This is a genomic window from Stenotrophomonas testudinis (assembly GCF_024499815.1).
Taxonomy (GTDB): domain Bacteria; phylum Pseudomonadota; class Gammaproteobacteria; order Xanthomonadales; family Xanthomonadaceae; genus Stenotrophomonas.
This window is the reverse complement of sequence record NZ_JAMOKY010000003.1, coordinates 117417-140214: the sequence shown is the minus strand read 5'-3', so window position 1 is coordinate 140214 and position 22798 is coordinate 117417. Positions and strand designations below refer to the sequence as shown.

The window sequence follows — 22798 nt, the reverse complement described above, 5'->3', positions numbered from 1 at the left end:
AGGTGAGCGCCCGGCTGTCCGACTTACCGCGCGCCCGGCGCGAAGCGTGCCACCAGGTCCCAGGCATCGCCCAGGAACATCTGCCGCACGCGGGTGATCGGCTGGTCGCCGCGCCATGTCAGGCGCTCGATCACCAGGCAGGCAGTGCCCGGCTTCACGTCCAGCAGTTTGGCCGAGGCCGCGTCCGCGCCCCAGGCGCTGATGCGGTGCTGGGCGCGGGTCCAGGACACGTTCTGCAGCAGCCAGCTGCCCGGCGCGGTAGTGCTGAAATCGATCTCCAGCACCTCGGGCACGCCCACCGGGCTGATCAACCGGTGCTCCAGCGCCAGCGGCCGGCCATCGGCCAGATGCAGGCAGCGCATCGCCAACAACGCCTCGCTGCGGGCGAGCTCAACCTCGCCGGCATTGCCCGGCTCGGCCAGGCGCAGTTCGCGCTGCAGCAGCCGATAGGCGTACTGATGGCCGCGCGAGCCGACTTCCATGGCGATGTCGGGAATCTCCAGCGCCACCTGTTCCAGGTGCGGAGGCTGCCGCGCCACGAACGAACCGGCGCGACGGCGGCGCTCGATCATGCCGCTCTCGGCCAGCGCGGTCAGCACCTTGTTCACCGTCATCCGCGAGCAGCCGTACTGCTCCATCAGCTCGTGCTCGTACGGGATGCGGAAACCCGGCGCCCACTCTCCACTGAGGATGCGGCTTTCCAGATCGCTGCGGATACGCTGGTTGAGCGTGGCGGACTTGCTGGCCTTCACGGGTGTGGGGGTCTCGATGAGCGGGAGGCGGTCAGCCCAGCACGCCACGCAGGGCAGCGGCGAAGGCGGTGGTGATGGCCTCGCGCTGCAGGTGGCGGCCATCGGCCACGACCTGGCGGCCATGGCGCCAGACCGAACGCAGCGCGCCATTACGTGCAGCGAAGACCCAGCTGTCAAGCCATGCGTCATTCTGTCGCGCCTGCAGCGCCGGGTGTGCGGGGTCCAGTTCGAGCAGATCGGCGCTGGCCCCGACCTGCAGGCCGGCGGCCACGCCCAGCGCCTGGGCGCCGCCCTGCAGCGCACCCTCAAAGAGGAAACGGCCGCTGCTGCGCGTGGCATCCGGAGCGAGGACGTTGCGCCCGCGCAGCGCCAGGCGCTGGCCGTACTCGAGCAGGCGCAGCTCCTCGGCGGCATCGATCAGCATGTTGGAATCCGAGCCGACACCGAAGCGGCCGCCCTCGCGCGCGAACGCCTGCATCGGGAACAGGCCATCGCCCAGGTTGGCCTCGGTGATCGGGCACAGGCCGGCCACGGCCTGGCTGGCAACGATCCGCGCACGTTCGGCATCGGTGATGTGGGTGGCATGCACCAGGCACCAGCGCTTATCGACGGCGGCATTGTCGTACAGCCACTGCACCGGCCGCTGGCCGCTCCATGCCAGGCAGGCCTCGACCTCGCGCACCTGCTCGGCGATGTGGATGTGCACCGGGCCGGTGGTCAGCGGCAGCAGGGCGTCCAGTTCCTCGCCCGTGACCGCGCGCAGGCTGTGCGGGGCAATGCCCAGCACCGCGTCGGGCAGCGTGGCCAGAGCGGTCTTCGCTCCTTCCAGCAGCCGCGCGAACCCGTCCACGTCATGGATCAGCCGCCGCTGTGCAGGGTTGGGCGGTGCGCCACCGAAATCGGCGTGGGCGTAGAACACCGGCAGCAGGGTCAGGCCGATGCCGGTCTGCTCGGTGGCGGCGGCGATGCGCGCACTCATCTCGGCCGGGTCGGCATGGGGCTGGCCGTTGGCCTGGTGGTGCAGGTAATGGAACTCGCCGACGCGGGTGAAGCCGCTTTCCAGCATCTCCATGTACGCCTGGGCGGCGATGGCCTGCACCGCCTCCGGGCGCAGGTGGGCCAGGAAGCGGTACATCAGCTCGCGCCAGCTCCAGAAACTGTCGCCGTCGCCGCCACCGATCTCGGTCAGGCCAGCCATGCCGCGCTGGAAAGCATGGCTGTGCAGGTTGGGCAGGCCCGGCAGCAGCAGGCCAACGCGGGTATCACCCTCCTGTGAGCCCTGCCCCGTTTCAATGCGGGCGATGCGGCCGCCCTGCACCTGCAGGCGCACGTCGCGCGCCCAGCCCTCGGCCAGCAGGGCGTGGGTGGCATGGAAACAGTGCGGGGAACGCGAATCGGACATGGCTGGACAACCCGAAATGGACGTCTATATTGTATAGACATATAAGCACAGCCGCGTTGTGGATGCCATGCACGTCGATACCCTCTGGTCCAACGTCCACCTGATGACCCTCGATGGCGAGGGCCTGGGTCTCATCACCGATGGTGTACTGGCCTGCGCCGAGGGCCGCATCGCCCACGTCGGCCCGGCCGGCAGCGATGCGCACCTGCAGCCGACCACCCGCATCGATGGCGAAGGCCGCTGGATCTCGCCCGGCCTGGTCGACTGCCACACCCACCTGGTCTACGCCGGCAACCGCGCCAATGAATTCGAGCAGCGCCTGCAGGGCGTCAGCTATGCCGACATCGCCCGCGCGGGCGGCGGCATCGTCTCCACCGTGCGCGCCACCCGCGCCGCCTCGCCGCAGCAGCTGGCCGCGGAAAGCCGCCATCGCCTGCTGGCGATGCGCGCCGAAGGCATCACCACGGTCGAGATCAAATCCGGCTACGGCCTGACCCTGGACGACGAGCGCAAGCAGCTTCAGGTGGCCCGCGCACTGGGCGAGGAGTGCCGGGTGAACGTGGTGCCGACCTTCCTCGGCGCGCATGCGGTACCGCCGGGGCGCGAGGCGCAGGAGTACACCGACGATGTGTGCAACGTGATGATCCCGGCCATTGCTGCCGAAGGCCTGGCCGAGGCCGTGGACGTGTTCTGCGAGAACATCGCGTTCTCGCCGGCGCAGGCGCGGCAGGTTTTCGAGGCGGCGCGTGCGAACGGGCTGGCGGTGAAGATCCACGCCGAACAGCTGAGCAACCAGCATGGCGCCGAACTGGCCGCCGGCTTCGGTGCGCTGTCGGCCGACCATATCGAACACCTTGATGATGCCGGCATTGCCGCGATGGCCGCCGCCGGCACCGTGGCCGTGCTGCTGCCCGGCGCCTTCTATTTCACCCGCGATACCACCCTGCCCCCGATTGCCGCGCTGCGTGCGGCCGGCGTGCCGCTGGCCCTGGCCACCGACAGCAACCCCGGCACCTCGCCGCTGACCAGTCCGCTGCTGGCGATGAACATGGGCGCCACCCTGTTCCGCCTGACCGTGGACGAATGCATTGCCGGCTTCACCCGTGAAGCGGCGCGCGCGCTGGGCCGCGGCGAGCGCATCGGCCGCCTGGCGGTGGGCCTGGACTGCGACCTGGCGATCTGGGACATCGACGCGCCGGCCGACCTGGTCTATCGCATGGGATTCAACCCGCTGCACGCGCGCGTGGTGCGCGGGCAGCCCGACCTGCCTGCTTCCTGGAGCAACACATGAGCAACACCCTGGTTCTTCGCCCCGGCCATGTCACCCTTGCCCAGTGGCGGCAGGTCTACCGCGGTGCGCCGCTTGCGCTCGACCCGGCCGCGCTGCCGGTGGTGCGCGCCAGCGCAGCGGCCGTCGCCGCCATCGTCGCCAAGGGCGCGCCGGTGTATGGCATCAATACCGGCTTCGGCAAGCTGGCCAGCGTGCGCATCGAGCGCGAAGACCTGGCCACCCTGCAGCGGAACATCGTGCTTTCGCATGCCGCCGGCGTGGGCGAGCCGATGCCGGCCAGCGTGGTGCGGCTGATGATGGCGCTGAAGCTGGTGAGCCTGGCGCAGGGCGCTTCGGGCGTACGCGAGGAAACCCTGCTCCTGCTGGAAGCGATGCTGGTGAAGGGCGTGCTGCCGGTGGTGCCCGCGCAGGGCTCGGTGGGTGCGTCGGGTGATCTGGCACCGCTTTCGCACCTGGCCAGCGTAATGCTGGGCGTAGGCGAGGCCTTCATCGGCGACGAACGCCTGCCGGCGGTCGACGCACTGGCACGTGCCGGCCTGCAGCCGATCGAACTGGGCGCGAAGGAAGGCCTGGCCCTGCTCAACGGCACCCAGTTCTCCACCGCCTATGCGCTGGCCGGCCTGTTCGAGATCGAGACCGTGTTCCAGGCCGCGCTGGTGACCGGCGCGCTGTCGGTGGAAGCAGCCAAGGGCTCGGACACGCCGTTCGATCCGCGCATCCATGCCATCCGTGGCCAGCGCGGGCAGATCGCCACTGCCGCCACGCTGCGCTCGCTGATGCAGGGTTCGGACATCCGCGAATCGCATCGCGACAACGATGTGCGCGTGCAGGATCCGTACTGCCTGCGCTGCCAGCCGCAGGTGATGGGCGCGGCGCTGGACATCCTGCGCCAGGCCGCGACCACGCTGGAAATCGAAGCCAACGGCGTGACCGACAACCCGCTGGTGTTCACCGAAACCGGCGAAGCGCTGTCCGGCGGCAACTTCCACGCCGAGCCGGTGGCCTTCGCCGCCGACATGCTGGCGATGGCCGTGTGCGAGATCGGTTCGATCAGCGAGCGTCGCCTGGCGATGCTGGTGGACCCGGCGCTGTCCGGCCTGCCCGCGTTCCTGACCCCGCGCCCCGGCCTGAATTCCGGCTTCATGATTCCGCAGGTGACCGCCGCCGCGCTGGTCTCTGAAAACAAGCAGCGCGCCTACCCGGCCAGCGTGGATTCCATTCCCACCTCGGCCAACCAGGAAGACCACGTGTCGATGGCCGCGCACGGTGCCCGCCGCCTGATGCAGATGGCCGAGAACGCGGCCAACGTGATCGGCATCGAGCTGTTGGCTGCGGCGCAGGGCTGCGATTTCCATGCGCCGCTGCGCTCCAGCGCCGCACTGGAAACCGTGCGCGCCACCCTGCGCGCGCAGGTGCCGACGCTGGAAGAAGACCGTTACTTCCACCCGGACATGGTGATCGCCACGAACCTGGTGCGCAGCGGCGCGCTGGCGCAGGGCCTGGGTGCGCTGCTGCCGACCGTGGAGCCGCAGGCATGAACGCCCTCCCCGAATGGCTGACGGTGCACGAGGGCGATGCCCCGTTGATCGTCAGCTTCCCGCACACCGGTAGCGAGCTACCGCACGAGCTGATGGGCGATTACCACTCGCCGTGGCTGGCGCGGCGCGATGCCGACTGGTGGGTGCACGAGCTGTACGACTTCGTGCGCGGCATGGGCGCGACCACCGTGCGCTCGGCGATCTCGCGTTCGGTGATCGACCTCAACCGCGACCCCAGCGGCGTGTCGTTGTACCCGGGCCAGAACACCACCGGCCTGTGCCCGCTGACCACCTTCGACAACCAACCGCTGTACCACGCCGGCCGCGAGCCGGATGAAGCGGAGATCGGCCGCCGCCGCGACACGTATTTCGCGCCCTACCACGATGCGCTGGCCGTGCAGATCGCACGCCTGCGTGCGCGCCACGGCACGGTGGTGGTGTATGACGCGCATTCGATCCGCTCGCATATCCCGCACCTGTTCGACGGCGAACTGCCGCAGTTCAACCTGGGCACGGCCGGTCCGTCCGGTGCACCGGATACCTCCTGCGACAACGCACTGAGCGATGTGGTGGAGAACCTCTTGAAGATCAGCGGCATGAGTCAGGTGCGCAACGGCCGCTTCAAGGGCGGCTGGATCACCCGCCACTACAGCGACATTGCCGGCGGCGTGCACACGCTGCAGATGGAACTGGCCTGCCGTGGCTACATGCACGAACCCCTGCCCGACCAGGTGGACGAGCACAGCTGGCCCACCCCGCTCGACCCCGAACACGCCGCACCGCTGCGCCACACGCTGGCGCAGGTGCTCACTGCCTGCCTTGAATTCGCTACGAACCGGAGCGCCGCATGACCCGCAACGACCCCAGCCGCACCATCATCGCGCCCACCGGCACCACGCTGAACGCCAAGAGCTGGCTGACCGAAGCGCCGCTGCGCATGCTGATGAACAACCTGCACCCGGACGTGGCCGAGCGCCCGCAGGAACTGGTGGTGTACGGCGGCATCGGCCGCGCCGCGCGCGACTGGGAAAGCTTCGATGCCATCGTCGAAACGCTCAAGCGGCTGGAGGATGACCAGACCCTGCTGGTGCAGTCGGGCAAGCCGGTGGGCGTGTTCCGCACCCATGCCGATGCACCGCGCGTGCTGATCGCCAATTCCAACCTGGTGCCGCGCTGGGCCACCTGGGACCACTTCAACGAGCTGGATAAGAAGGGCCTGGCCATGTACGGCCAGATGACCGCCGGCAGCTGGATCTACATCGGCGCGCAGGGCATCGTGCAGGGCACCTACGAAACCTTCGTGGAAATGGGCCGCCAGCATTTCGGTGGCGACCTGACCGGCAAGTGGCTGTTCACCGGTGGCCTGGGCGGCATGGGCGGCGCGCAGCCGCTGGCCGCGGTGATGGCCGGCGCCTCGTGCCTGGCCGTGGAGTGCCGCAAGAGCAGCATCGACATGCGCCTGCGCACCGGCTACCTGGACACCTGGACCGACAACCTGGATGAGGCGCTGCGGCTGATCGATGAAGCCTGCAAGGCGGGCACGCCGAAATCGGTCGGCCTGCTGGGCAACGTGGCTGACGTACTGGCCGAACTGCTGGAACGCGGCATCAAGCCGGACCTGCTGACCGACCAGACCTCGGCGCACGACCCGGTGAACGGCTACCTCCCGCAGGGCTGGACGGTCGAGCAGTGGGACGAGAAGCGTGTTTCCGCACCGAAGGAAGTTGAAAAGGCTGCGCGTGCGTCGATGGCCAACCACATCCGCGCCATGCTCGGCTTCCATGCGCTGGGCGTGCCGACCGTGGATTACGGCAACAACCTGCGGCAGATGGCGCTGGAAGAAGGCGTGGCCAATGCCTTCGACTTCCCCGGTTTCGTGCCGGCCTACATCCGCCAGCTGTTCTGCCGCGGCATCGGCCCGTTCCGCTGGGCCGCGCTGAGCGGGGACCCGGAAGACATCGCCAAGACCGATGCCAAGGTGAAGGAGCTGATTCCGGACAACCCGCACCTGCACCGCTGGCTGGACATGGCCGCCGAGAAGATCAAGTTCCAGGGCCTGCCCGCGCGCATCTGCTGGGTGGGTCTGGGCGACCGCGATCGACTGGGCCTGGCCTTCAACGAGATGGTGGCCAACGGCGAACTGAAGGCGCCGGTGGTGATCGGCCGCGACCACCTGGATTCGGGCAGCGTGGCCTCGCCGAACCGCGAGACCGAGGCGATGGCCGATGGTTCCGATGCGGTGTCCGACTGGCCGCTGCTGAACGCCCTGCTCAACACCGCCAGCGGCGCGACCTGGGTGTCGCTGCACCACGGCGGCGGCGTGGGCATGGGCTTTTCGCAGCACGCCGGCATGGTGATTGTCTGCGATGGCACCGAGGCGGCGGCGAAGCGGATTGCGCGCGTGCTGTGGAACGACCCGGCCACCGGGGTGATGCGCCATGCCGATGCCGGGTATGAGATCGCGGTGGAGTGCGCGAAGGAAAAGGGGCTGTATCTGCCGGGGATCCTGGGCTGATCAAGTTCCATCGATAGTGCCGGCCGCTGGCCGGCTCTGCCCTGGGATCCGCTCGTTGCCGGCCGGCGGCCGGCACCACCAGGGATCTCTGTGCCGCCGGGCATAGCCCGGCGCTACCCGGCAATCCAAGTAAAGCCGAGCCCATGCTCGGCTTTGCTTGCAGGGGTGACGTACCGCCCGCGACCTGTTAACTTGCGCGCCACTCTCGTGGTTTACAGCCTGTCCGCATGTCGCTTCCGTCCTACCGCCCCACCCCGTCCCTGCTGTTCCTGGCCGCGTCCCTCGGCCTCGCCACCACCGCCCAAGCCGCCCCACAGGCCACCACCCTCGATGCCGTGCAGGTCACTGCCGCCGATGCCAGCGCGCAGGCGCGCGAGGCGCTGAAGCGCGTGCCGGGCGCCAGCAACGTGATCGACGTGGCCAAGGCGGACAGCCGCCTGGCCAGCACTGCCGATGTGCTGGCCTACCAGCCGGGCATCAGCGCGCAGTCGCCGGGCAACGAGGGCACCAAGGTGTCGATCCGCGGCTCGGGCATCAACCGTGGGCCGGGCGCGCATGCCTCGGGCATTGCTGTCTCCCTCGATGGCCTGCCGTTGACCGGACCGGGCGGCACGCCCTACGAACTGCTGGAACCGCTGTGGCTGTCGCGGGTGGAAGTGCTGCGCGGCGCCAATGGTTTCGAGCGCGGCGCGTTGGCGCTGGGCGGCGCCATCGACTATGTCAGCCGCAGCGGCCGAGACTCGGCCGGCGTGCAGCTGCACTACGAGGCCGGCAGCCGCGGCTACCAGAAGCGCGGAATCAGCTGGGGCGGTGTCAGTGGCGATGTCGATTACTTCCTGGCCTACACCGACAGCGAGTTCGACGGCTACCAGCGCCACGCGCGCGGCGACGGCAAAGGCGCGGTGGCCAACATCGGCTGGCAGATCAGCCCGGACCTGCAGACCCGCTTCTTCGTGCGCTACCGCGAGACCAATCACGAAACGCCCGGGCGCCTGACCCGCGACCAGATCCGCAACGACCCGCGCGCGGCAAACCCGGCCAACCTCGCCATCGACGCGCGCCGTCCGCAGCCGGGCAGCACCTGGATCGGCAACATCACCACGCTGCAGATCGACGAAGATTCCTCGCTGCAGGCCGGGCTGGTCTACCACAAGTACCCGATGGACCTGGGCGAGAGCCTCTACCGCCAGCAGCTGGACTACGCCGACCTCAACGCCACGCTGGACTACCGTCGCCGTCATCCGCTGTTCGGCCTGGACAGCGAAACCACCGTCGGCCTGCGCGTGACCCATGACCTGGATGCCAACGTGCGCGAGTCGCTGCGCTTTGCCAGCAACGGCTATGCGGCCGGCACCCGCACGCGTGATTTCCGCCATCTCGGCACCCAGAGCACGCTGCACATCGGCAACAACCTGGCCGTGAATGATCGCCTGCGCGTGCAGACCGGTCTGGCGCTGATCAACACCCGCAGCGATGTGCAGGTGACCTGGCCCACCAGCGGCGGCCGCCTGCGTGACCACGACTGGGATTACGCGCCGCGCCTGGGCTTTACCTGGCAGCACAGTGCGCAGACGCAGTGGTTCGGCAACCTCAGCCGCTCGGTGGAAGCGCCGCACCCGTGGTCGATGATCTGGGGTTCGAACCAGTTCTTCGGCGCCGGCAACGGTCCGTCGACCGGCCGCCAGCGCACGCCGGTGCCGATGCAGAGCCAGACCGCCACCGCGCTGGAGCTGGGCGCGCGTGGCGAAGCCGCGCTGGGCCGCTGGGAACTGACCGGCTACTACGCGCACGTGAACCACGAACTGCTGAGCGTCGAGCTGCAGCCGGTGCCGAACCTGTTCGTTGCAGAGAACAACGCGAGCCCCACCGTGCACCGCGGCATCGAGGCCGGGCTGGACAGCACGCTGTGGCAGGGTGTGCCGGGCCGCCTGTCGGTGCGCCAGGCCTACACCTTCAGCGACTTCCGCTACCGCCACGACGCACGCTTCGGCAGCAACCGCCTGCCCGGCCTGCCGCAGCACAGCTACCAGGCCGAACTGCGCTTCGACCGTGCCTCCGGCCTGTACGCCGCACTGAACACCGAATACGCCTCGCGCATCGCGGTGGACTACGCCAACAGTTATTGGGCCGACAGCCACGTGATCTTCGGCAGCCGCATCGGCTACGACGCGCCGGGTGGCCGCTGGCAGGCCTGGGCGGAAATGCGCAACATCGGCGACCGCCACTACGCGGCCACGGTCACCCCGGGCTACAACGACGCGGGCAAGGATGTCGCGCGCTCGACGCCGGGCGAAGGCCGCGGCGTGTATGCAGGGCTGCGCTGGCGCTTTGATTGAGCGCCAGCGTGGAAACGCCGGGCATTGCCCGGCGCTGCCTCAGGCGATGCGCCAGCGTGGCAGCTGCTCGCTGCGCCTCCAGATGAGCGGGGCCGCCGCCATCAGCAGCAGGGCCATCAGCCAGCGCGGCGAGGTGGTCAGAAGGCCATCGACCCACCCTGCGATGACCAGCGACGGCACCTCCTGCCACGGGCTGTAGCCCAGGTAAAGCACGCTGCCGGCGCGCCACACGAACACCAAGCCCATCGCCGCCAGGAACAGGGCCGTGCTGCGGCAGGTCCAGCGCTGCGAGGGCGTTCCCCACTCGCGGGAGACGGCGAACAGCACGCCGATGATCAGCGCGGCCATCAAGGCAACCAGACCGATATCGACCTTTCGGCCGATGCGTTCGTAGGTGCAGGCGGGGCACTTCACCTCTTCGGCAGCGATGGCGGTATCGACGGTCGGTTGCGCCGCAGGAGGTGCGGCCTGGCCCATCACGGTGAAGGGCATCAACAGCGCGAACATCGCGCCCATCATCCAACACCACATCCTGTTACTGCGTGCAGCAGATTGCATGTGCCTCTCCTTGGCTATTGACTCATTCCCGGCCGGGCCACAACGCCCGCCCTCGACGGATTCCCGATAGGGCCAGTTCGGGCCTTTCAAGCACCCACTGCCCCTCTTCCCTGTGGAACAGCATACGGGAACGCTGGCCCCCGATGCTTGAACAGTAGTCAGCGGCCACGGCGATCATGGCCCATTGGTTGTCCGCACTGAACACCGGCGTCGACAGCAGGAGGATCACGCTTTCTTCAAGGCTCTCTTCCGTTGCGGACCGCTGGCAACCCTGTTTCTGGATCGTACGCAGCTGCACGAAACCCAGATGCGCAGCGCCCTCCAGCGCTGCATCCGTTACCCGCCTGCTGCGCCGGTTGGCCAGCGGCAGCTGTGCCTGCAGCTGCCGGCGCAGCAGGTACATCGGGCGCTCCTCTACCCAGTCCACCAGGTCATCGTCGTCCTGGCAGAACCAGGCATGACCTTCCGGCAGGCAGTACGGCAGTGTGTGGTCGATCACGATGGTTGCGGCAGGCACAGGATCGGACAACTGCGGTTGCACCTCGGGGCGCCAGCGGTCTGCCCTTGCAGTCCCACGGCCCCCCATCGCCATGGGCACCGGCAACGACCGGGGCGGCGGTGGCAGGATGGGGTTCCTGATCGCAAGCGCCATGATCTCCGCCTGCATCTGCGCGGTGCCAAGGTTCACCGTCGGCGGCCCGAGGGACGCGCTTTGCCAGGGTTTCAGCGTGCAGGCCAGGCACAGCAACGCTACTGCCGAGACCACAGCGGCGATGGCCCATATGCGCTTCCATGCAACGTACCTGGTCATGACCACCCACCCGGTGCTGGAGCACCCTGTGTTGAAGAAGGACCGCGCCCCTGCGGGCACGCGCAGCAACGCTACAGCGCCTGCACCACCTGCATCAGGCTGACCGCCTCCGGCGTCAGCTGCTGTGCACTCCAGCCCAGCACGGCGAAGAACACCACCAGGCCCAGCAGTGGCCAGAACGTGTGCGACAGGCACAACCGCCACCACCCCTGCGCGCCCATGCCCTGCATGCGCCGGTACAGGCCACCGACAATGGCGGCGTCCACCAGCAGCTCAGCCATCAGCACCGGTGCCGACCACACCACCCAGACGCTGGCCAGCAGCACGGTGGCCACCAGCGCGAGAAGACAGAGCACGGCCAGCAGTGGCAATCCGGCCCCCCCGTCTGCAACCTCCAACAGGGACGCACCATCGGTGCCGGTGATGGATGAGGTCGAGGCTTCAGCCCACGACGCCGAAGCACCGCCACCACCGGAGTGGCCGCCGCTGCCGCCCCACAAAGGGCCCGCGCGTGGGGAGCTGCCACCGCCGCCGCCATTGCCGGCGACCTCGGCAGCACCGTCAGCCACCGCACCCCAGCGCCAGCGGATCCAGAGCCACATCAGCAGCAGGAACACGGCATAGGCCAGCAGCATCGCCAGCGGATAACGCAGCAGCATGCTGTCCAGGCCGGCCAGGCGCAGCGCGTGCGAGGCGAGGAAACCGGCGCCGCCTGTCAGCAACACGATCAGCGCCATCTGCAGGCGCGGCCACCCGTGGTACTGCAGCTGCCGACGCGCGCGGGCGACTTCACTGCTGCGTGTCATCGGCAGCTTCAACGGCGTGCGTTTGAAGCGCTTGGTCTGCTTCATGCCGGCGCTGGGCCGGACCACAGGGAGTGCAGCATGCGGACATCCTTGCCGGGCACGCGTGGGTGCGTTCGGGTCGATTCTAGCGTGTGGGCGGCGCGGCTGCCTTCAGCAGCTGGGCGGCCACCTGGTCGAACGGGGCGATGTCCTGCAGCGCGCGGCTCATGGCCACCGCACCTTCCACGCTGGCGATGACCAGGCTGGCCAGCGCGGCCGCCTGCTCCGGCGCATGGCCGTCGGCCACGAAGGCCTGGGCCAGATGTCCCTGCCAGCGCGCGAACACTTCGGCCGCTGCCGCGCGTGGCTGGCTCGCGACCGCTTCGACCGGTTCTTCCACCGCCGCGGCCAGCACCGGGCAGCCGGCGCGGAACTGCGTGCGCAGCAGGCGCTCGCGCCACATCGCCAGGAACTGCTGCAGGCCCGGCACGGCGCCGCCACGCAGCAGCTCCACCAGCAGCGCTTCCACCTTGTCGCCTGCCATCTGCGTGGCGCGGGCCAGCAGCTCCTGCTTGCCGCCCGGGAAATGGTGGTAGGTCGAGCCCAGCGGCGCCTCGGCCAGCTTGGTCACCTCACGGATGCTGGTGGCATTGAGCCCGACCCGCGCCAGCATCTGGGCGGCCGCATCGATCACGCGCTGGGGGGCATCGGACGCTCGCGGGCTCATGCCGCTCACCTTGCTAGGACAGTCGTCATAGATTAGCGTATCGCCCGTCCTATAACAGTCGTCATAGTCATGAATCTCTGGTTCCGCCTGCTCCACCTGCTGCTGTGCAGCCTGTTCCGGCCGAAGCTGGAGGCCCCGTTCGGGGTCTCGCGGCTGCCGTTCCGGGTGCTGCCCAACGACTTGGACAGCAACCTGCACATGACCAACGGCCGCTACTGGAACATCTTCGACCTGGGCCGGCTGGACCTGATCCTGCGCATGGGCCTGGGCAAGGTGGCGCTGCGTGAGAAGTGGGCACCCATCGTTGGTGCGGGCACCATCCAGTTCCGGCGCGAACTCAAGCCCTTCCAGCAGTTCACGCTGGAAACGCGGCTGGCCGGCTGGGTCGGTACGCGCATCATCATGGAGCAGCGCGTGCTGGTCGGGCGGGAGCAGAAAGTTGCCACCCGCGCGCTGCTGGTCACCGGCATCTACGACCGCCGCGCGCGCAGGTTCGTCGGGATGGAACGGATGATGGCGGCCATTGGCTGCGATACGCCGCCCTCGCCGCCACTGAGTGCGGCCGCGCAGGCGCTACTGGCGGCGGATACGGCGCTGAAGCGCGACGACGACTGAGCGGGCGCCTTACAGGGCTTTCCGGAGTACATCCTGCAAGCGACGCTTGTGCGACTCCACCGCTTTCCAGTTCCAGTCGCACACCGGCGGAACGTCCAGCGCGCCGCGCTCGCGGGCCAGTGCGGCGCGCTCGGTCAGGGCCTGCACTTTCGCGCTGACGTTCACATCGATGGCCATCGGCAGCAGGATCGAGATCAGCCCCCAGCCGGACACCATGACCCGCGCGGAGTCACCGCGCCCGCTGTCAAACGGGCGCACGCGTACGGCGCCGCCCATGTCCGCGTACTGCACGCCGATCAGCAACATGCCGCCTGAGACCCACTGCAATGCCCTGCCGTGTTCGCACAGGGCCTCGGCAGAATCGTAGCGGCGCGGCTGCTCGCCAGCGCTTGAATAGAGTTCGGTGACCAGCACCGGGCTGCGCTTGAACACGGCGCGCGCCACGGCCTCGAGCACGTTGTCGGAGACAGCGGCCATCATGCACTCTCGATCAGAGCCTGATAAGCGCTCAGCGGCGCGACGCCGGGAGCGCCTCCAGCGCGCGTGCAATGGCCGCTTCGGCCAGCGGCGCCATCATTGCGTACCCCGCCGCGGTGGGATGGACGCCGTCAAAGGCCAACGACCGGTCAATTCCGCCTGCTGTATTGGTCAGCGCGCTGTAGTAATCCAGATACACGACTCCCTTCGCGGCAGCGTACCGCTCAAGCGCAGCGTTCAATGAACGCACCTTGGGTGCGGGTGATGTCCCGGGCAGCCAAGGGTAATCACTCACGGGCAGCACCGAGGCAAGGACCACGCCAATGCCGTGCGCCCGGGCCAGGTCCACCATCGCATGCACGTTGTCTTCAATCATGGACTGGGTGGCCAGCCCGGTATTGCCCGCCAGGTCATTGGTCCCTGCCAGAATCACCACGACCTCCGGCTTAAGGGCAATGACATCCTGGCTGAACCGCAGCAGCAGTTGCGGCGACGTCTGCCCGCCAATACCGCGGTTGATGTATCCCTTGCCTGGGAAGAACGTACTGGGGTCTTTTTCGCCCCAGTTCTGAGTGATCGAATCGCCATAGAACACGATCCGGGAAACACCTGTCTGTTTCGCTGGCAGGCGCGCGTTCGCCTCGCGATAGCGGCTGAGCTCCGGCCAGTCGGCAAGCCGTTGCTGCATGCCAGTCACTTCTTCAGGCGTGACTGCCGAGGCAGGCTTGGTCAGCAACGGGTTGATCGCAACGGCGCCCGTCTGCGCATGCGCGTGCAGTGCACAAAGAGCGGCGAAGGCTGCGATGCAGCTGCGGATCAGAATCATGCGAGGACTCATGTGTTTTCCAGTAGGAATTGACTGATTTCGCGGCGCAGATCGAGGTCGTCGGTCTGCCGCGCGGCTTCGTCGGCGAGCAGCGCAAACTCGTAACCGCGCTCTTTTTCACCCTGGTCGATGTGGCGCCGTGCCAGCTCCAGGCAGATCGACGCTTCGCCTTCGATCACGCCCAGCTGGCGCGCCTGGGTCAGCGCGCGCTCGTAGTAGCCGATGGCCACGCCGCTGTCGCTGGTGAAGTCACCCAGGGTTTCCCAGAGGAAGGGATGGTCGCGGCCTTCCACCGCCATCGCGTCGCAGTACTGCCGCAGTTCGTCGTGCAGCCGCCACTGGCTGCGGGTATCGCCGTGGGTGCTGGCATTGGCCATTTCGACCGCCACGCCCAGTACGTGCTCGTACACGTCCTGTGGAATTTCCATGGGAACCTCCTGCCGCTTGTCTGTTGCACGGTCAGGCTAGCACGACCGGGTGGCGCCCGGCCGTGCGATGTTTCATCCACGCATGGGGTGGATTTACCGGGGGCCGTGCGAGGGTGGTACGTCCTGCGCGCCCCACTGCTCGTTCTTCGTGCTGCCCAGTTCGAAGTCGAGGGTGCCGCCGAGCTGCACGAAGCTGGCCGGCAGCCAGCTGGCATTGCTGGCCTTGCCATCCACCTGCAGCGACTGCACGTACGGCGCTTCCATCGCTGCGCCGCGTGCACGCACCACGATCTTCGCGCCCGGGCGGGTGATCACCGCTTCGGTGAACAGCGGGCTGCCGATCACCAGGTCCGCTCGGCCCGGATACACCGGGTACAGGCCCAGCGCCGACCACACGTACCACGAGGACATCTGGCCGAGATCATCATTGCCAGGCATGCCCTCGGGCGTATTGGTCCAGATCTGCCGCATCGCCTGGCGCACGGTTTCCTGGGTCTTCCATGGCTGGCCGAGGAAGTTGTACAGCCAAGGCGCGGCGATGGACGGTTCGTTGTCCAGCTCGGCGTGCAGCGGGCCGGACTTGGTCACTGCCCACGCACCGTCGGGCTTGCGGAAGAACGCATCGAGCCGCGCGATGCTGGCCGCGCGGCCACCCAGCGCCTCGAACAGGCCCGCCGGGTCGAACGGCACCATCCACAGGTACTGCGCGCCACTGCCTTCGACGAAACCGTCGTCGGCGGCCGGGTCGAACGCCGGCCAGCTGCCATCGGCATTGCGCGGCTGGATGTAGCCCTGCTGCGCGGTGGCCTTGGGGTTGTAGAGATTGCGCCACCAGCCGGAACGCTCACGGAACTGCTTTGCACCCTGCGCATCGCCGGCGGCGAGGGCCAGCTCGGACAGGCCGAAATCGGCGCTGACCATTTCCAGCGTATCGGCCGCACTGCCCCAGCCCGGTGCGCCTTCCGGCATGTACGTCAGGGCCAGCCACTGGTCCAGGCCCGGGCGCTGGCCCACGCACAGCACCGGGCAACCGCGCTTGTCCAGATCACGCGCGGTGGGCACGGTCGCTGCTTTCTTAAGCGAGGCGTAGGCGCGCTGCAGGTCGAAGCTGCGGCCGCCGAAGGCATGGATGGCCGCCACCGACGGCGGCGACGGATCGCCGTTCATCACGCCGGTGGCGCCGGTGATGTGGGTCCAGCGATCCCAGACGCCGCCATTCTGGTCGGCCTGGTTGAGCAGCGACTGCGCCACGTCCGAGCCCACCTGCGGCTGCAGCAGGGTCAGCAGCTGCAGTTGCGAGCGGTACACATCCCAGCCCGAGTAGTTGGCGTACTGCGCCTGCTGCCGCTTGGCCAGCGCATGCACCTTGCCGTCCATGCCGCGGTAACGGCCATCGCCATCACTGTGCAGGTTGGGCGCCAGCATGGCGTGGTACAGCGCGGTGTAGAACACGGTGCGCTCGTCGGGCGTGCCGCCCTGCACCCGCACCTGGCCCAGCAGATCGTTCCACTTCGCGCGGGTGGCCGCCTGCGTGGCCGCCACGGTCGTACCCTGCGGACTCTCGCGGCGCAGGTTGGCCCGCGCGCCGGCTTCATCGACGTAGGAAATGCCGATGCGCGCGGTCACCTGCGGCGTGCGCTTGGCATCGAAACTGATCCAACCGCCCGCGCCCTTGCCTGCCGGCGGGTGGCCCTTGCTGCCATAGGTGGTGCCACCGCCGCCCTCGCGCGCGCCGCCCTGCACGGTGTCATCGCGCCAGGTGCCGCCCACTTCGAACGGCTGGTCGAACTCGGCGACGAAATGCAGGGTGTAGTAACTCTCGCGGCGGTCCTCGGCGAGGTAGCCGCAGAAGTTGCCACTGGTGACCGAACCGCGCACGGTGCGCGTGGCCGGGTCGATGATGATGGTCGAATCGCCGCTGCCCACTTCGCTGTCGGAGGTGCGGAACAGCAGGTTGGCCGGCTTGTCGGCGGGGAACTGGAACTGGCCCACCGCGGTGCGCGCCGTGGCTGCCAGGCTTACGGCCACGCCATTGTCGAGGGTGAGCGTGTAGGCGCCGGGGCTGGCGGTTTCCTTCGCGTGGTCCAGCAGGCTGGTATAGCGCACGCCGGCATCGGCCGACGACGGCGACAGCTCGACCGGCAGGGTTATAGGCATCAACGGAATATCGCCGCTGGCGCCGGTGCAGCCGGTGCCATTGACATGGGTCAGGCTGAAACCGCGCACGCCGTTGCTGCGCCACTCATAGCCACCGGGCGCGGCAATCGGGAAGCGCTTGCCCGGCAGTGCGGTCATTTCCGGGCTGAAGGCCACCATGCCGAAGGGTACCGTCGGCCCCGGGTAGACGTTGCCGGCGTTGGTGGTGCCGATGAAAGGATTGACCTCGGCGGCCAGGTCCTGCGCGGGTGCCCTGGCGGCCAGCAACGGCAGCGGGGACAGCGTCAAGACAGCGGAAACGACGACCAGCAACGAACGGGACATCGACAACTCCAGTGGAAGGAGGCACCCACGCGCCTTGAACCACTGAGGGTAGTACGCGCCCGAGCGCCCGGCGACGGGCCGGAGGTCATGGTTGGCGGTATCCGGTCATGGTCGCAGCCACCGGGCCGCGCGCTGGTCAGTACAACGTGCCCAGCTTGAACAGCGGCAGGTAGGCCGCAAACATGGCCAGCGGGGTAGCCACCATCAGCGTCACGCTGCCGACCAACGCCGACAGCCGCGCCCGCCCTGCCAGCCAGGCGGCGATCACCAGCAACGGGCCAAGCCAGGCCAGTCCGTAGCTGCCTGCGAAGAACTGGGTGATCGCGGGCAACGGTTGGCCCGCTTCGGCAAACTGCTGAGCGAACTGCGGGATCGCAAACCGGCCCAGTGCGGTGCAGCCCACCGCAGCGGTGCCGCTGAACAACAGGCCGACCAGCAGCCATCCCCATCCGGTACGTCCACGTGCAGCGTTTTTCATGGCGACGTCCGTGCGCGGTCAGTACGTGCCCTGCACGAACGGCTGCCCCGCCTGCGTGGTGCCGATGATCATCGCCACCGATCGATCGTTCTTGTGGAAGCCCGCCGAACAGACCGCATCGCGGCCCTGGCCGCATTCGATCTCGGGGAAGTCCGGCAGCGGGGCCTGCCCTGATTCCAGCGGCGTGGCATGCCAGCCCGCTGCATCAAGCAGACGCTTGGCCTTGGCATAGGGCATGCCGGCGGTGATGCCCAGCGCAGCCAGTTGACCGGTCATATCCTGCGCCGACGCGATGGCCGGTGCGATGGCAAGTGACAGGAACACAGCAAGAACGATGGTTTTCATTGAGCGCATCCGTGGCAACACCAGTGCTGCAGCGTACCGCAGCGTTGCGGCAACGCAATGGCATTGCCAGCATAGAGTCGAGCATGGCTCGACTCTACGCTGGCAATCGAGCAGGCTCGACGTTACTTCGCGTTCTTCACGTAGGTGTCGAACCAGTTCAGCATCTCCGACACCAGCTGCTCGTTCGATTCCAGCGCGGTGTACCAGTGCGGTTCGTTCGGCAGCATCACCAGGCGGGTGGTGCCACCGTTGCCACGGATGGCCTGGTACAGCTTGCGCGACTGGAACGGCTCGGTGCCCGGGTTGGCATCGTCTTCGCCGTGGACCAGCAGCAGCGGCAGCTTGATCTTGTCGGCGTAGAAGAACGGCGAGGCCTTCAGGTACACGTCCTGCGCCTGCCACACCGAGCGACGCTCGTTCTGGAAGCCGAACGGGGTGAACGTCTTGTTGTACGAACCGCTGGTCGCCACGCCGGCCTTGAACAGGTTGGTGTGGGCGATCAGGTTGGCAGTCATCAGACCACCATGGCTGTGGCCGGTGACGCCGATGCGGTTGCGGTCGACCACGCCCATGTCCACGGCCTTGTCCACCGCCGCCTTGGCGTCGGCTTCCAGCTGCTCCAGGTAGGTGTCATAGGCAGTCTTCGGGTCGCCGACGATCGGGAACGAGGCGTTGTCGATGATCGCGTAGCCGGCCAGCAGCATCAGGCGGTACGGCTGCAGGCGGGTGAAGGTCTGCTGCGAACCGGACACCTGGCCGGCCTGGGCGGCGTTGGCGAAGTCGGCCGGGTACGCGTACAGGATCGCCGGCACGCGCTGGCCTTCCTTGTAGCCCGGCGGGGTGTACAGGGTGAAGGACAGATCCACGCCGTCGGCGCGCTTGTAGGTCACCAGCTGCTTCTTGATCTGGCGCACTTCCGGGGTCGGGTCGACCAGCCTGGTCAGCGCGGTGGCGGTGGACGCGAACTGCGCCTCGCCCTCCTTCGCTGCGGCAACCGCCTCACCCTGCTGGCGCACGAACGCGTTCGGCGCGTCCATCACCGACTGGTGCCAGGTCAGATAACGGCCCGGGGTGCTGCTGAAACCGAGGAACTGCTCATACGCATCGGCATCGCTGCGGAACAGGCGCTCGCTCTTCAGCGAGCCCAGGTCCAGGCGGTCGAGGAACGGACGGTCGCCCTGCGGCGAAGCGCCCTGCCCGCGCAGGAACACGAAATTACCTTCCTGGCGCACGACCGCGGCGCCGTTGGGCAGGCGCTTGAACACCAGGTTGCCCGGGTCTCCGTACAGCTCATCGCTGGACATGTCCCACAGCAGGCGGCCTTCCTTCTTCGGCTGGTCGACATCGACGATGCGGGTCTGCACCCAGTGGCGGTTCTCGTCGTTCTCGAACATGAAGGACACGGCCGGATCCGCCGACCAGGCCAGGCCTTCGAAACGCTGTGCGGTGCGGGCGATTTCCACCGGCTTGCCATTGAACGGGGCCTTCAGCATCAGCACGCGGTCACGGTGCGGCACGGTCACCTTCCAGTCACCCTTGTCCAGCGCTTCCGCATAGACCAGGGTGGCCGGATCGGTGGAGCGCCAGTCGAAGCCACGCGGACCTTCCGGCACGCCATGCACCGGCACGCGGTCGGCCAGCGGCAGGCTGGCGATGGCGGTGGTCTTGCCGCTGGCGATGTCCAGCACCGCAACGTCGTTGGCGAAGCGCTGGTAGGTCACCGCGTGCGAGAACGGCGGCTTGATCGATTCGGTCAGCACGTGCACGCCATCGGGCGCGGCGCTGACGTCGTTGAAGATGGCGGCGCTGCCGACCGGGCGCACCTTGCCGCTGGTGGTGTCGACCACGGCCAGCTGCGAGGCGCCGTAATAGGCGAACAGCTTTTCGTCATGTGCGCTGGTCAGCGTGTCGCGGGCTTCGTAGGTGCTGCTTTCACCGCTGCTGCCCAGCGATTCCTGCGCGTCCGGGCCGGTCGGCACGCCGCCGTCGGACGGGGCTGCGCCCTGGTTGGCCGGCACCAGCTTCACCAGCAGGTTCTGGCTGCCACCCAGCCACTGCACGGTGCTGCCGAAGATCGGATTGAGCTGCACGCCCGGCACCTGCTTGACCTGGCCGGTGGCTGCATCACCCACCCACAGCTGCACGCTGGTATCGACCGCGTTCTGGAACGCGAAGTGGCTGCCATCGGCCGACCACTGCGCCGCACCGGCACAGCCCTGCGGCAGATCGACCTTGGTGGTCTTGCCGCTGGCGATTTCCACCACGCTGAAATCGGCCACGCAGGCCGGAATGCCGTAGCCACCGGGGGTGTCGTGACGGCTGCGGTTCTTCGGCTCCAGGCGCACGCCGGCCAGCTTCAGGTACGGCTGTGCCACGCGGGCGATGGACGGATAGGTCTGCGCGGTGGTCAGCAGCAGGCGCTGCCCGCTCGGGTCGACGTTCGGTGCCGGCGGCGGCGGTGCCTTCAGCACCTTGAGCAGGTGCTCCGGCGGCTTTGCGTAGTCGGCAAGCGCCGGGCCAGCGGCCAGCAGGCCGACGGTGGCAACGGCAATGGCCGCCGCCAGAGAGGTGCGATGGATGAGCATCCTTGATCCCCTGGGGTGTGATTGGGCACCCGCCAGACAGCGGGCATCGGCCGAATCTAGCACCCCGGGGTGGGTTGTGAATGGGCCGGAAGCAATGCTCGCCGGGCGTGGCCCGGCGCTACCATCGACGTCGGCAACCTCCGGTAGCGCCGGGCCATGCCCGGCGGACAAAGGACAGCATTCACTGCTGCGCGTGCAGGTCCCACGTGGTCAGGTAATCGGGGTCGACCACGATCTCGCCGCCCGAGCGCAGCCGGTACTCACCCGGTTCCGCTGGCCGGTACTGGTCGAGCATCGGTGGCAGGTAACGTTCATGGCCATCGGCCTCGTCAGCCAACACCACCCCTTCCTCGGCACTGATGCGCAGCACCGTGCCCGAATACTGCTGCTGGTCGCGCATCTGGCCATCGCCGCCGTAACGGGTAATACCCACCAGCACCACTTTGCCGATCATCTGTTCGACCTTGGCGTCGTCCAGGATCGGCAGCAGGGGAATGGGTTCGTCATTCATGGGTGCACCTCCAATGCCTGCAAGTACATCGTGGAAACGCTTGAAGGATGGCAGCTCTCGTACACCACGGCCATCCTGGCCGGTTCATGCTCCCCGAGGCTGGATGCTGCCACCGCAGGCAGCAGGGTGAAGTGAAGACTGCAGTAGAATTCGTTCATGCGCACCGTACACGCACTCCGCTACATCACCCCGCTCCGCGAAGGGGGCTCGCTGCCCGCCGTGGTCGAGACCGACGACGATGGCATGGCCGTGCTCAAGTTCCGTGGCGCTGGCCAGGGTCCGAAGGCACTGATCGCCGAGCTGATCGCCGGCGAAATGGCCCGCTCGGTCGGCCTGCCGATTCCGGAGATCCTGTTCGTGGAGCTGGACAGCGAATTCGCCCGCACCGAACCTGACCCGGAGATACAGGACCTGATCCGTGCGAGCGAGGGCCTGAACCTGGGCCTGGACTACCTGCCCGGCGCCATCAACTACGATCCGGCCGCAATGCCGGTGGACGCGGACCTGGCCTCGCGCCTGGTCTGGTTCGATGCGTTCACCAGCAATGTCGATCGCACCACGCGCAACCCCAACCTGATGGTCTGGCACCGCAAGCTGTACCTGATCGACCACGGTGCGGCGATGTACTTCCATCACGACTGGGCCAACGCCGGCGACGCCTGCGAAAAGCCCTTCGTGCTGATCCGCGACCACGTGCTGCTGCCGTTTGCCAGCCGCATTGCCGAGGTGGATGCCGAGCTGGCCGCGCGCCTGCCCGATGCGGAAATCGAGCGCATCGTTGGCCTGGTGCCGGACAGCTGGCTGGTGGACGAACCGGCGTTCGACAGCCCGCAGGCCTACCGCCAGGGCTACATCAACTACCTCAAGCACCGCCTGAAGGTGCGTGCGGTGTTCGTGCAGGAGGCCGTCCGTGCCCACGCTGCACACGTATGACTATGCGGTCATCCGCGTGGTACCGCGGGTGGAACGCGAAGAGTTCATCAACGTCGGGGTGATCGTCTCCTGCCCCGGCGCGCGCCATCTGGAAGCCGCGATCGAGATCGATGCAGCGCGCCTGCGGGCGTTCGCGCCGGCGCTTGACCTGGAAGCGCTGCAGCCGTGGCTGGATGCCATCGTGGCGATCTGCCGCGGCGACGCCAACGCCGGCCCGATCGCACAGCTGCCCGCGCGTGCGCGCTTCCATTTCCTTACGGCCAAGCGCAGCTCGATCGTGCAGATGTCGAGCACGCACGTCGGCCGCACGGCCGATCCGGAGGGCGTAGTCGAGCACCTGATGACAAAGATGGTGCGGGTGCCGCGCTGACGGGGGTAGAGTCGACCGTTGATCGACTGTCCCT

22 protein-coding genes are annotated in these 22798 nt (G+C 68.0%); 8 read left to right on the top strand and 14 right to left on the bottom strand.

Features of this window, described 5'->3' with window-relative positions; all coding sequences use genetic code 11:
• Positions 1 to 23: 23 nt before the first annotated feature.
• Together hutC and NQ204_RS03250 are read right to left on the bottom strand one after the other, a co-directional pair.
• Entirely contained in the window at positions 24 to 752 is a 729-nt protein-coding gene (hutC, locus tag NQ204_RS03255) for a histidine utilization transcriptional repressor HutC (RefSeq protein ID WP_256643059.1), read from the bottom strand.
• Positions 753 to 783: 31 nt separating this feature from the next.
• Complete coding sequence (locus NQ204_RS03250) at positions 784 to 2154, bottom strand: formimidoylglutamate deiminase (protein ID WP_256643058.1); 1371 nt, start codon at positions 2152 to 2154, stop codon at positions 784 to 786.
• 67 nt (positions 2155 to 2221) lie between these two features.
• Here NQ204_RS03250 and hutI point away from each other — a divergent pair, with 67 nt between their 5' ends.
• The 5 genes from hutI to NQ204_RS03225 all read left to right on the top strand — a co-directional run bounded on the left by hutI (position 2222) and on the right by NQ204_RS03225 (position 9834).
• Positions 2222 to 3445: an imidazolonepropionase gene (gene hutI / locus NQ204_RS03245; RefSeq protein WP_256643057.1), complete on the top strand. Its 1224-nt coding sequence runs from the start codon at positions 2222 to 2224 to the stop codon at positions 3443 to 3445.
• Positions 3442 to 4983, top strand: a complete 1542-nt coding sequence (hutH, locus tag NQ204_RS03240) for a histidine ammonia-lyase (RefSeq protein ID WP_256643056.1) — start codon at positions 3442 to 3444, stop codon at positions 4981 to 4983. The genes hutI and hutH overlap by 4 nt, the downstream gene beginning before the upstream one ends.
• Positions 4980 to 5834 (top strand): N-formylglutamate deformylase, encoded by an 855-nt coding sequence (gene hutG / locus NQ204_RS03235; RefSeq protein WP_256643055.1) that lies wholly within the window; start codon positions 4980 to 4982, stop codon positions 5832 to 5834. Before hutH ends, hutG begins: the two co-directional genes overlap by 4 nt.
• Positions 5831 to 7498 carry a urocanate hydratase gene (hutU, locus tag NQ204_RS03230; protein WP_256643054.1) on the top strand — a complete coding sequence of 556 codons (1668 nt, stop codon included), beginning with the start codon at positions 5831 to 5833 and terminating at the stop codon, positions 7496 to 7498. Before hutG ends, hutU begins: the two co-directional genes overlap by 4 nt.
• Before the next feature lie 227 nt (positions 7499 to 7725).
• A complete protein-coding gene (locus tag NQ204_RS03225) occupies positions 7726 to 9834 on the top strand; it encodes a TonB-dependent receptor family protein (protein ID WP_256643053.1) in 2109 nt (702 codons plus the stop codon).
• 39 nt (positions 9835 to 9873) lie between these two features.
• On the opposite strand, the gene NQ204_RS03220 is transcribed toward NQ204_RS03225, so the two are convergent.
• The 4 genes from NQ204_RS03220 to NQ204_RS03205 all read right to left on the bottom strand — a co-directional run bounded on the left by NQ204_RS03220 (position 9874) and on the right by NQ204_RS03205 (position 12715).
• Positions 9874 to 10392, bottom strand: a complete 519-nt coding sequence (locus NQ204_RS03220) for a hypothetical protein (protein WP_116863316.1) — start codon at positions 10390 to 10392, stop codon at positions 9874 to 9876.
• A gap of 22 nt (positions 10393 to 10414) precedes the next feature.
• Positions 10415 to 11203, bottom strand: coding sequence for a hypothetical protein (locus NQ204_RS03215; protein WP_256643052.1), 789 nt, complete (start codon positions 11201 to 11203; stop codon positions 10415 to 10417).
• 71 nt (positions 11204 to 11274) lie between these two features.
• Positions 11275 to 12054 carry a hypothetical protein gene (locus tag NQ204_RS03210; RefSeq protein WP_256643051.1) on the bottom strand — a complete coding sequence of 260 codons (780 nt, stop codon included), beginning with the start codon at positions 12052 to 12054 and terminating at the stop codon, positions 11275 to 11277.
• A 79-nt stretch (positions 12055 to 12133) separates the two neighbouring features.
• Positions 12134 to 12715, bottom strand: coding sequence for a TetR/AcrR family transcriptional regulator (locus NQ204_RS03205; protein ID WP_116863313.1), 582 nt, complete (start codon positions 12713 to 12715; stop codon positions 12134 to 12136).
• A 69-nt stretch (positions 12716 to 12784) separates the two neighbouring features.
• On the opposite strand from NQ204_RS03205, the gene NQ204_RS03200 reads away from it, so the two are divergent.
• Entirely contained in the window at positions 12785 to 13330 is a 546-nt protein-coding gene (locus NQ204_RS03200; RefSeq protein WP_116863312.1) for a thioesterase family protein, read from the top strand.
• 9 nt (positions 13331 to 13339) lie between these two features.
• On the opposite strand, the gene NQ204_RS03195 is transcribed toward NQ204_RS03200, so the two are convergent.
• The 8 genes from NQ204_RS03195 to NQ204_RS03160 form a co-directional block, all read right to left on the bottom strand.
• Positions 13340 to 13807: a hypothetical protein gene (locus tag NQ204_RS03195; RefSeq protein WP_256643050.1), complete on the bottom strand. Its 468-nt coding sequence runs from the start codon at positions 13805 to 13807 to the stop codon at positions 13340 to 13342.
• Between the two features lie 31 nt (positions 13808 to 13838).
• Positions 13839 to 14633 carry an SGNH/GDSL hydrolase family protein gene (locus NQ204_RS03190; protein ID WP_256643049.1) on the bottom strand — a complete coding sequence of 265 codons (795 nt, stop codon included), beginning with the start codon at positions 14631 to 14633 and terminating at the stop codon, positions 13839 to 13841.
• An 8-nt stretch (positions 14634 to 14641) separates the two neighbouring features.
• Complete coding sequence (locus NQ204_RS03185; protein WP_116863309.1) at positions 14642 to 15061, bottom strand: hypothetical protein; 420 nt, start codon at positions 15059 to 15061, stop codon at positions 14642 to 14644.
• A 93-nt stretch (positions 15062 to 15154) separates the two neighbouring features.
• Entirely contained in the window at positions 15155 to 17542 is a 2388-nt protein-coding gene (locus tag NQ204_RS03180; protein ID WP_256643048.1) for a GH92 family glycosyl hydrolase, read from the bottom strand.
• 136 nt (positions 17543 to 17678) lie between these two features.
• A complete protein-coding gene (locus NQ204_RS03175; RefSeq protein ID WP_116863307.1) occupies positions 17679 to 18020 on the bottom strand; it encodes a hypothetical protein in 342 nt (113 codons plus the stop codon).
• 18 nt (positions 18021 to 18038) lie between these two features.
• On the bottom strand, positions 18039 to 18365 hold the full coding sequence (locus tag NQ204_RS03170; RefSeq protein ID WP_116863306.1) for a hypothetical protein: 327 nt from the start codon (positions 18363 to 18365) through the stop codon (positions 18039 to 18041).
• Positions 18366 to 18487: 122 nt separating this feature from the next.
• Entirely contained in the window at positions 18488 to 20950 is a 2463-nt protein-coding gene (locus NQ204_RS03165; protein ID WP_116863305.1) for a S9 family peptidase, read from the bottom strand.
• A 181-nt stretch (positions 20951 to 21131) separates the two neighbouring features.
• A complete protein-coding gene (locus NQ204_RS03160; protein ID WP_256643047.1) occupies positions 21132 to 21461 on the bottom strand; it encodes a hypothetical protein in 330 nt (109 codons plus the stop codon).
• A gap of 156 nt (positions 21462 to 21617) precedes the next feature.
• On the opposite strand from NQ204_RS03160, the gene NQ204_RS03155 reads away from it, so the two are divergent.
• Entirely contained in the window at positions 21618 to 22394 is a 777-nt protein-coding gene (locus NQ204_RS03155) for a HipA family kinase (RefSeq protein ID WP_108769241.1), read from the top strand.
• On the top strand, positions 22372 to 22764 hold the full coding sequence (locus NQ204_RS03150) for a DUF3037 domain-containing protein (RefSeq protein ID WP_116863303.1): 393 nt from the start codon (positions 22372 to 22374) through the stop codon (positions 22762 to 22764). The genes NQ204_RS03155 and NQ204_RS03150 overlap by 23 nt, the downstream gene beginning before the upstream one ends.
• Positions 22765 to 22798 lie beyond the last annotated feature (34 nt).

Excerpts from the sequence above, each read along its gene's own strand:
- NQ204_RS03160 (WP_256643047.1), bottom strand. The coding sequence starts at position 21,461 with ATGAATGACGAACCCATTCCCCTGCTGCCGATCCTGGACGACGCCAAG.
- hutI (WP_256643057.1), top strand. The coding sequence starts at position 2,222 with ATGCACGTCGATACCCTCTGGTCCAACGTCCACCTGATGACCCTCGAT.
- NQ204_RS03155 (WP_108769241.1), top strand. The coding sequence starts at position 21,618 with ATGCGCACCGTACACGCACTCCGCTACATCACCCCGCTCCGCGAAGGG.
- NQ204_RS03220 (WP_116863316.1), bottom strand. The coding sequence starts at position 10,392 with ATGCAATCTGCTGCACGCAGTAACAGGATGTGGTGTTGGATGATGGGC.
- NQ204_RS03180 (WP_256643048.1), bottom strand. The coding sequence starts at position 17,542 with ATGTCCCGTTCGTTGCTGGTCGTCGTTTCCGCTGTCTTGACGCTGTCC.
- hutH (WP_256643056.1), top strand. The coding sequence starts at position 3,442 with ATGAGCAACACCCTGGTTCTTCGCCCCGGCCATGTCACCCTTGCCCAG.
- NQ204_RS03185 (WP_116863309.1), bottom strand. The coding sequence starts at position 15,061 with ATGGAAATTCCACAGGACGTGTACGAGCACGTACTGGGCGTGGCGGTC.
- NQ204_RS03170 (WP_116863306.1), bottom strand. The coding sequence starts at position 18,365 with ATGAAAACCATCGTTCTTGCTGTGTTCCTGTCACTTGCCATCGCACCG.
- NQ204_RS03250 (WP_256643058.1), bottom strand. The coding sequence starts at position 2,154 with ATGTCCGATTCGCGTTCCCCGCACTGTTTCCATGCCACCCACGCCCTG.
- NQ204_RS03205 (WP_116863313.1), bottom strand. The coding sequence starts at position 12,715 with ATGAGCCCGCGAGCGTCCGATGCCCCCCAGCGCGTGATCGATGCGGCC.
- NQ204_RS03175 (WP_116863307.1), bottom strand. The coding sequence starts at position 18,020 with ATGAAAAACGCTGCACGTGGACGTACCGGATGGGGATGGCTGCTGGTC.
- NQ204_RS03225 (WP_256643053.1), top strand. The coding sequence starts at position 7,726 with ATGTCGCTTCCGTCCTACCGCCCCACCCCGTCCCTGCTGTTCCTGGCC.
- NQ204_RS03190 (WP_256643049.1), bottom strand. The coding sequence starts at position 14,633 with ATGATTCTGATCCGCAGCTGCATCGCAGCCTTCGCCGCTCTTTGTGCA.
- NQ204_RS03215 (WP_256643052.1), bottom strand. The coding sequence starts at position 11,203 with ATGACCAGGTACGTTGCATGGAAGCGCATATGGGCCATCGCCGCTGTG.
- hutU (WP_256643054.1), top strand. The coding sequence starts at position 5,831 with ATGACCCGCAACGACCCCAGCCGCACCATCATCGCGCCCACCGGCACC.
- NQ204_RS03165 (WP_116863305.1), bottom strand. The coding sequence starts at position 20,950 with ATGCTCATCCATCGCACCTCTCTGGCGGCGGCCATTGCCGTTGCCACC.
- NQ204_RS03195 (WP_256643050.1), bottom strand. The coding sequence starts at position 13,807 with ATGGCCGCTGTCTCCGACAACGTGCTCGAGGCCGTGGCGCGCGCCGTG.
- hutG (WP_256643055.1), top strand. The coding sequence starts at position 4,980 with ATGAACGCCCTCCCCGAATGGCTGACGGTGCACGAGGGCGATGCCCCG.
- NQ204_RS03200 (WP_116863312.1), top strand. The coding sequence starts at position 12,785 with ATGAATCTCTGGTTCCGCCTGCTCCACCTGCTGCTGTGCAGCCTGTTC.
- NQ204_RS03210 (WP_256643051.1), bottom strand. The coding sequence starts at position 12,054 with ATGAAGCAGACCAAGCGCTTCAAACGCACGCCGTTGAAGCTGCCGATG.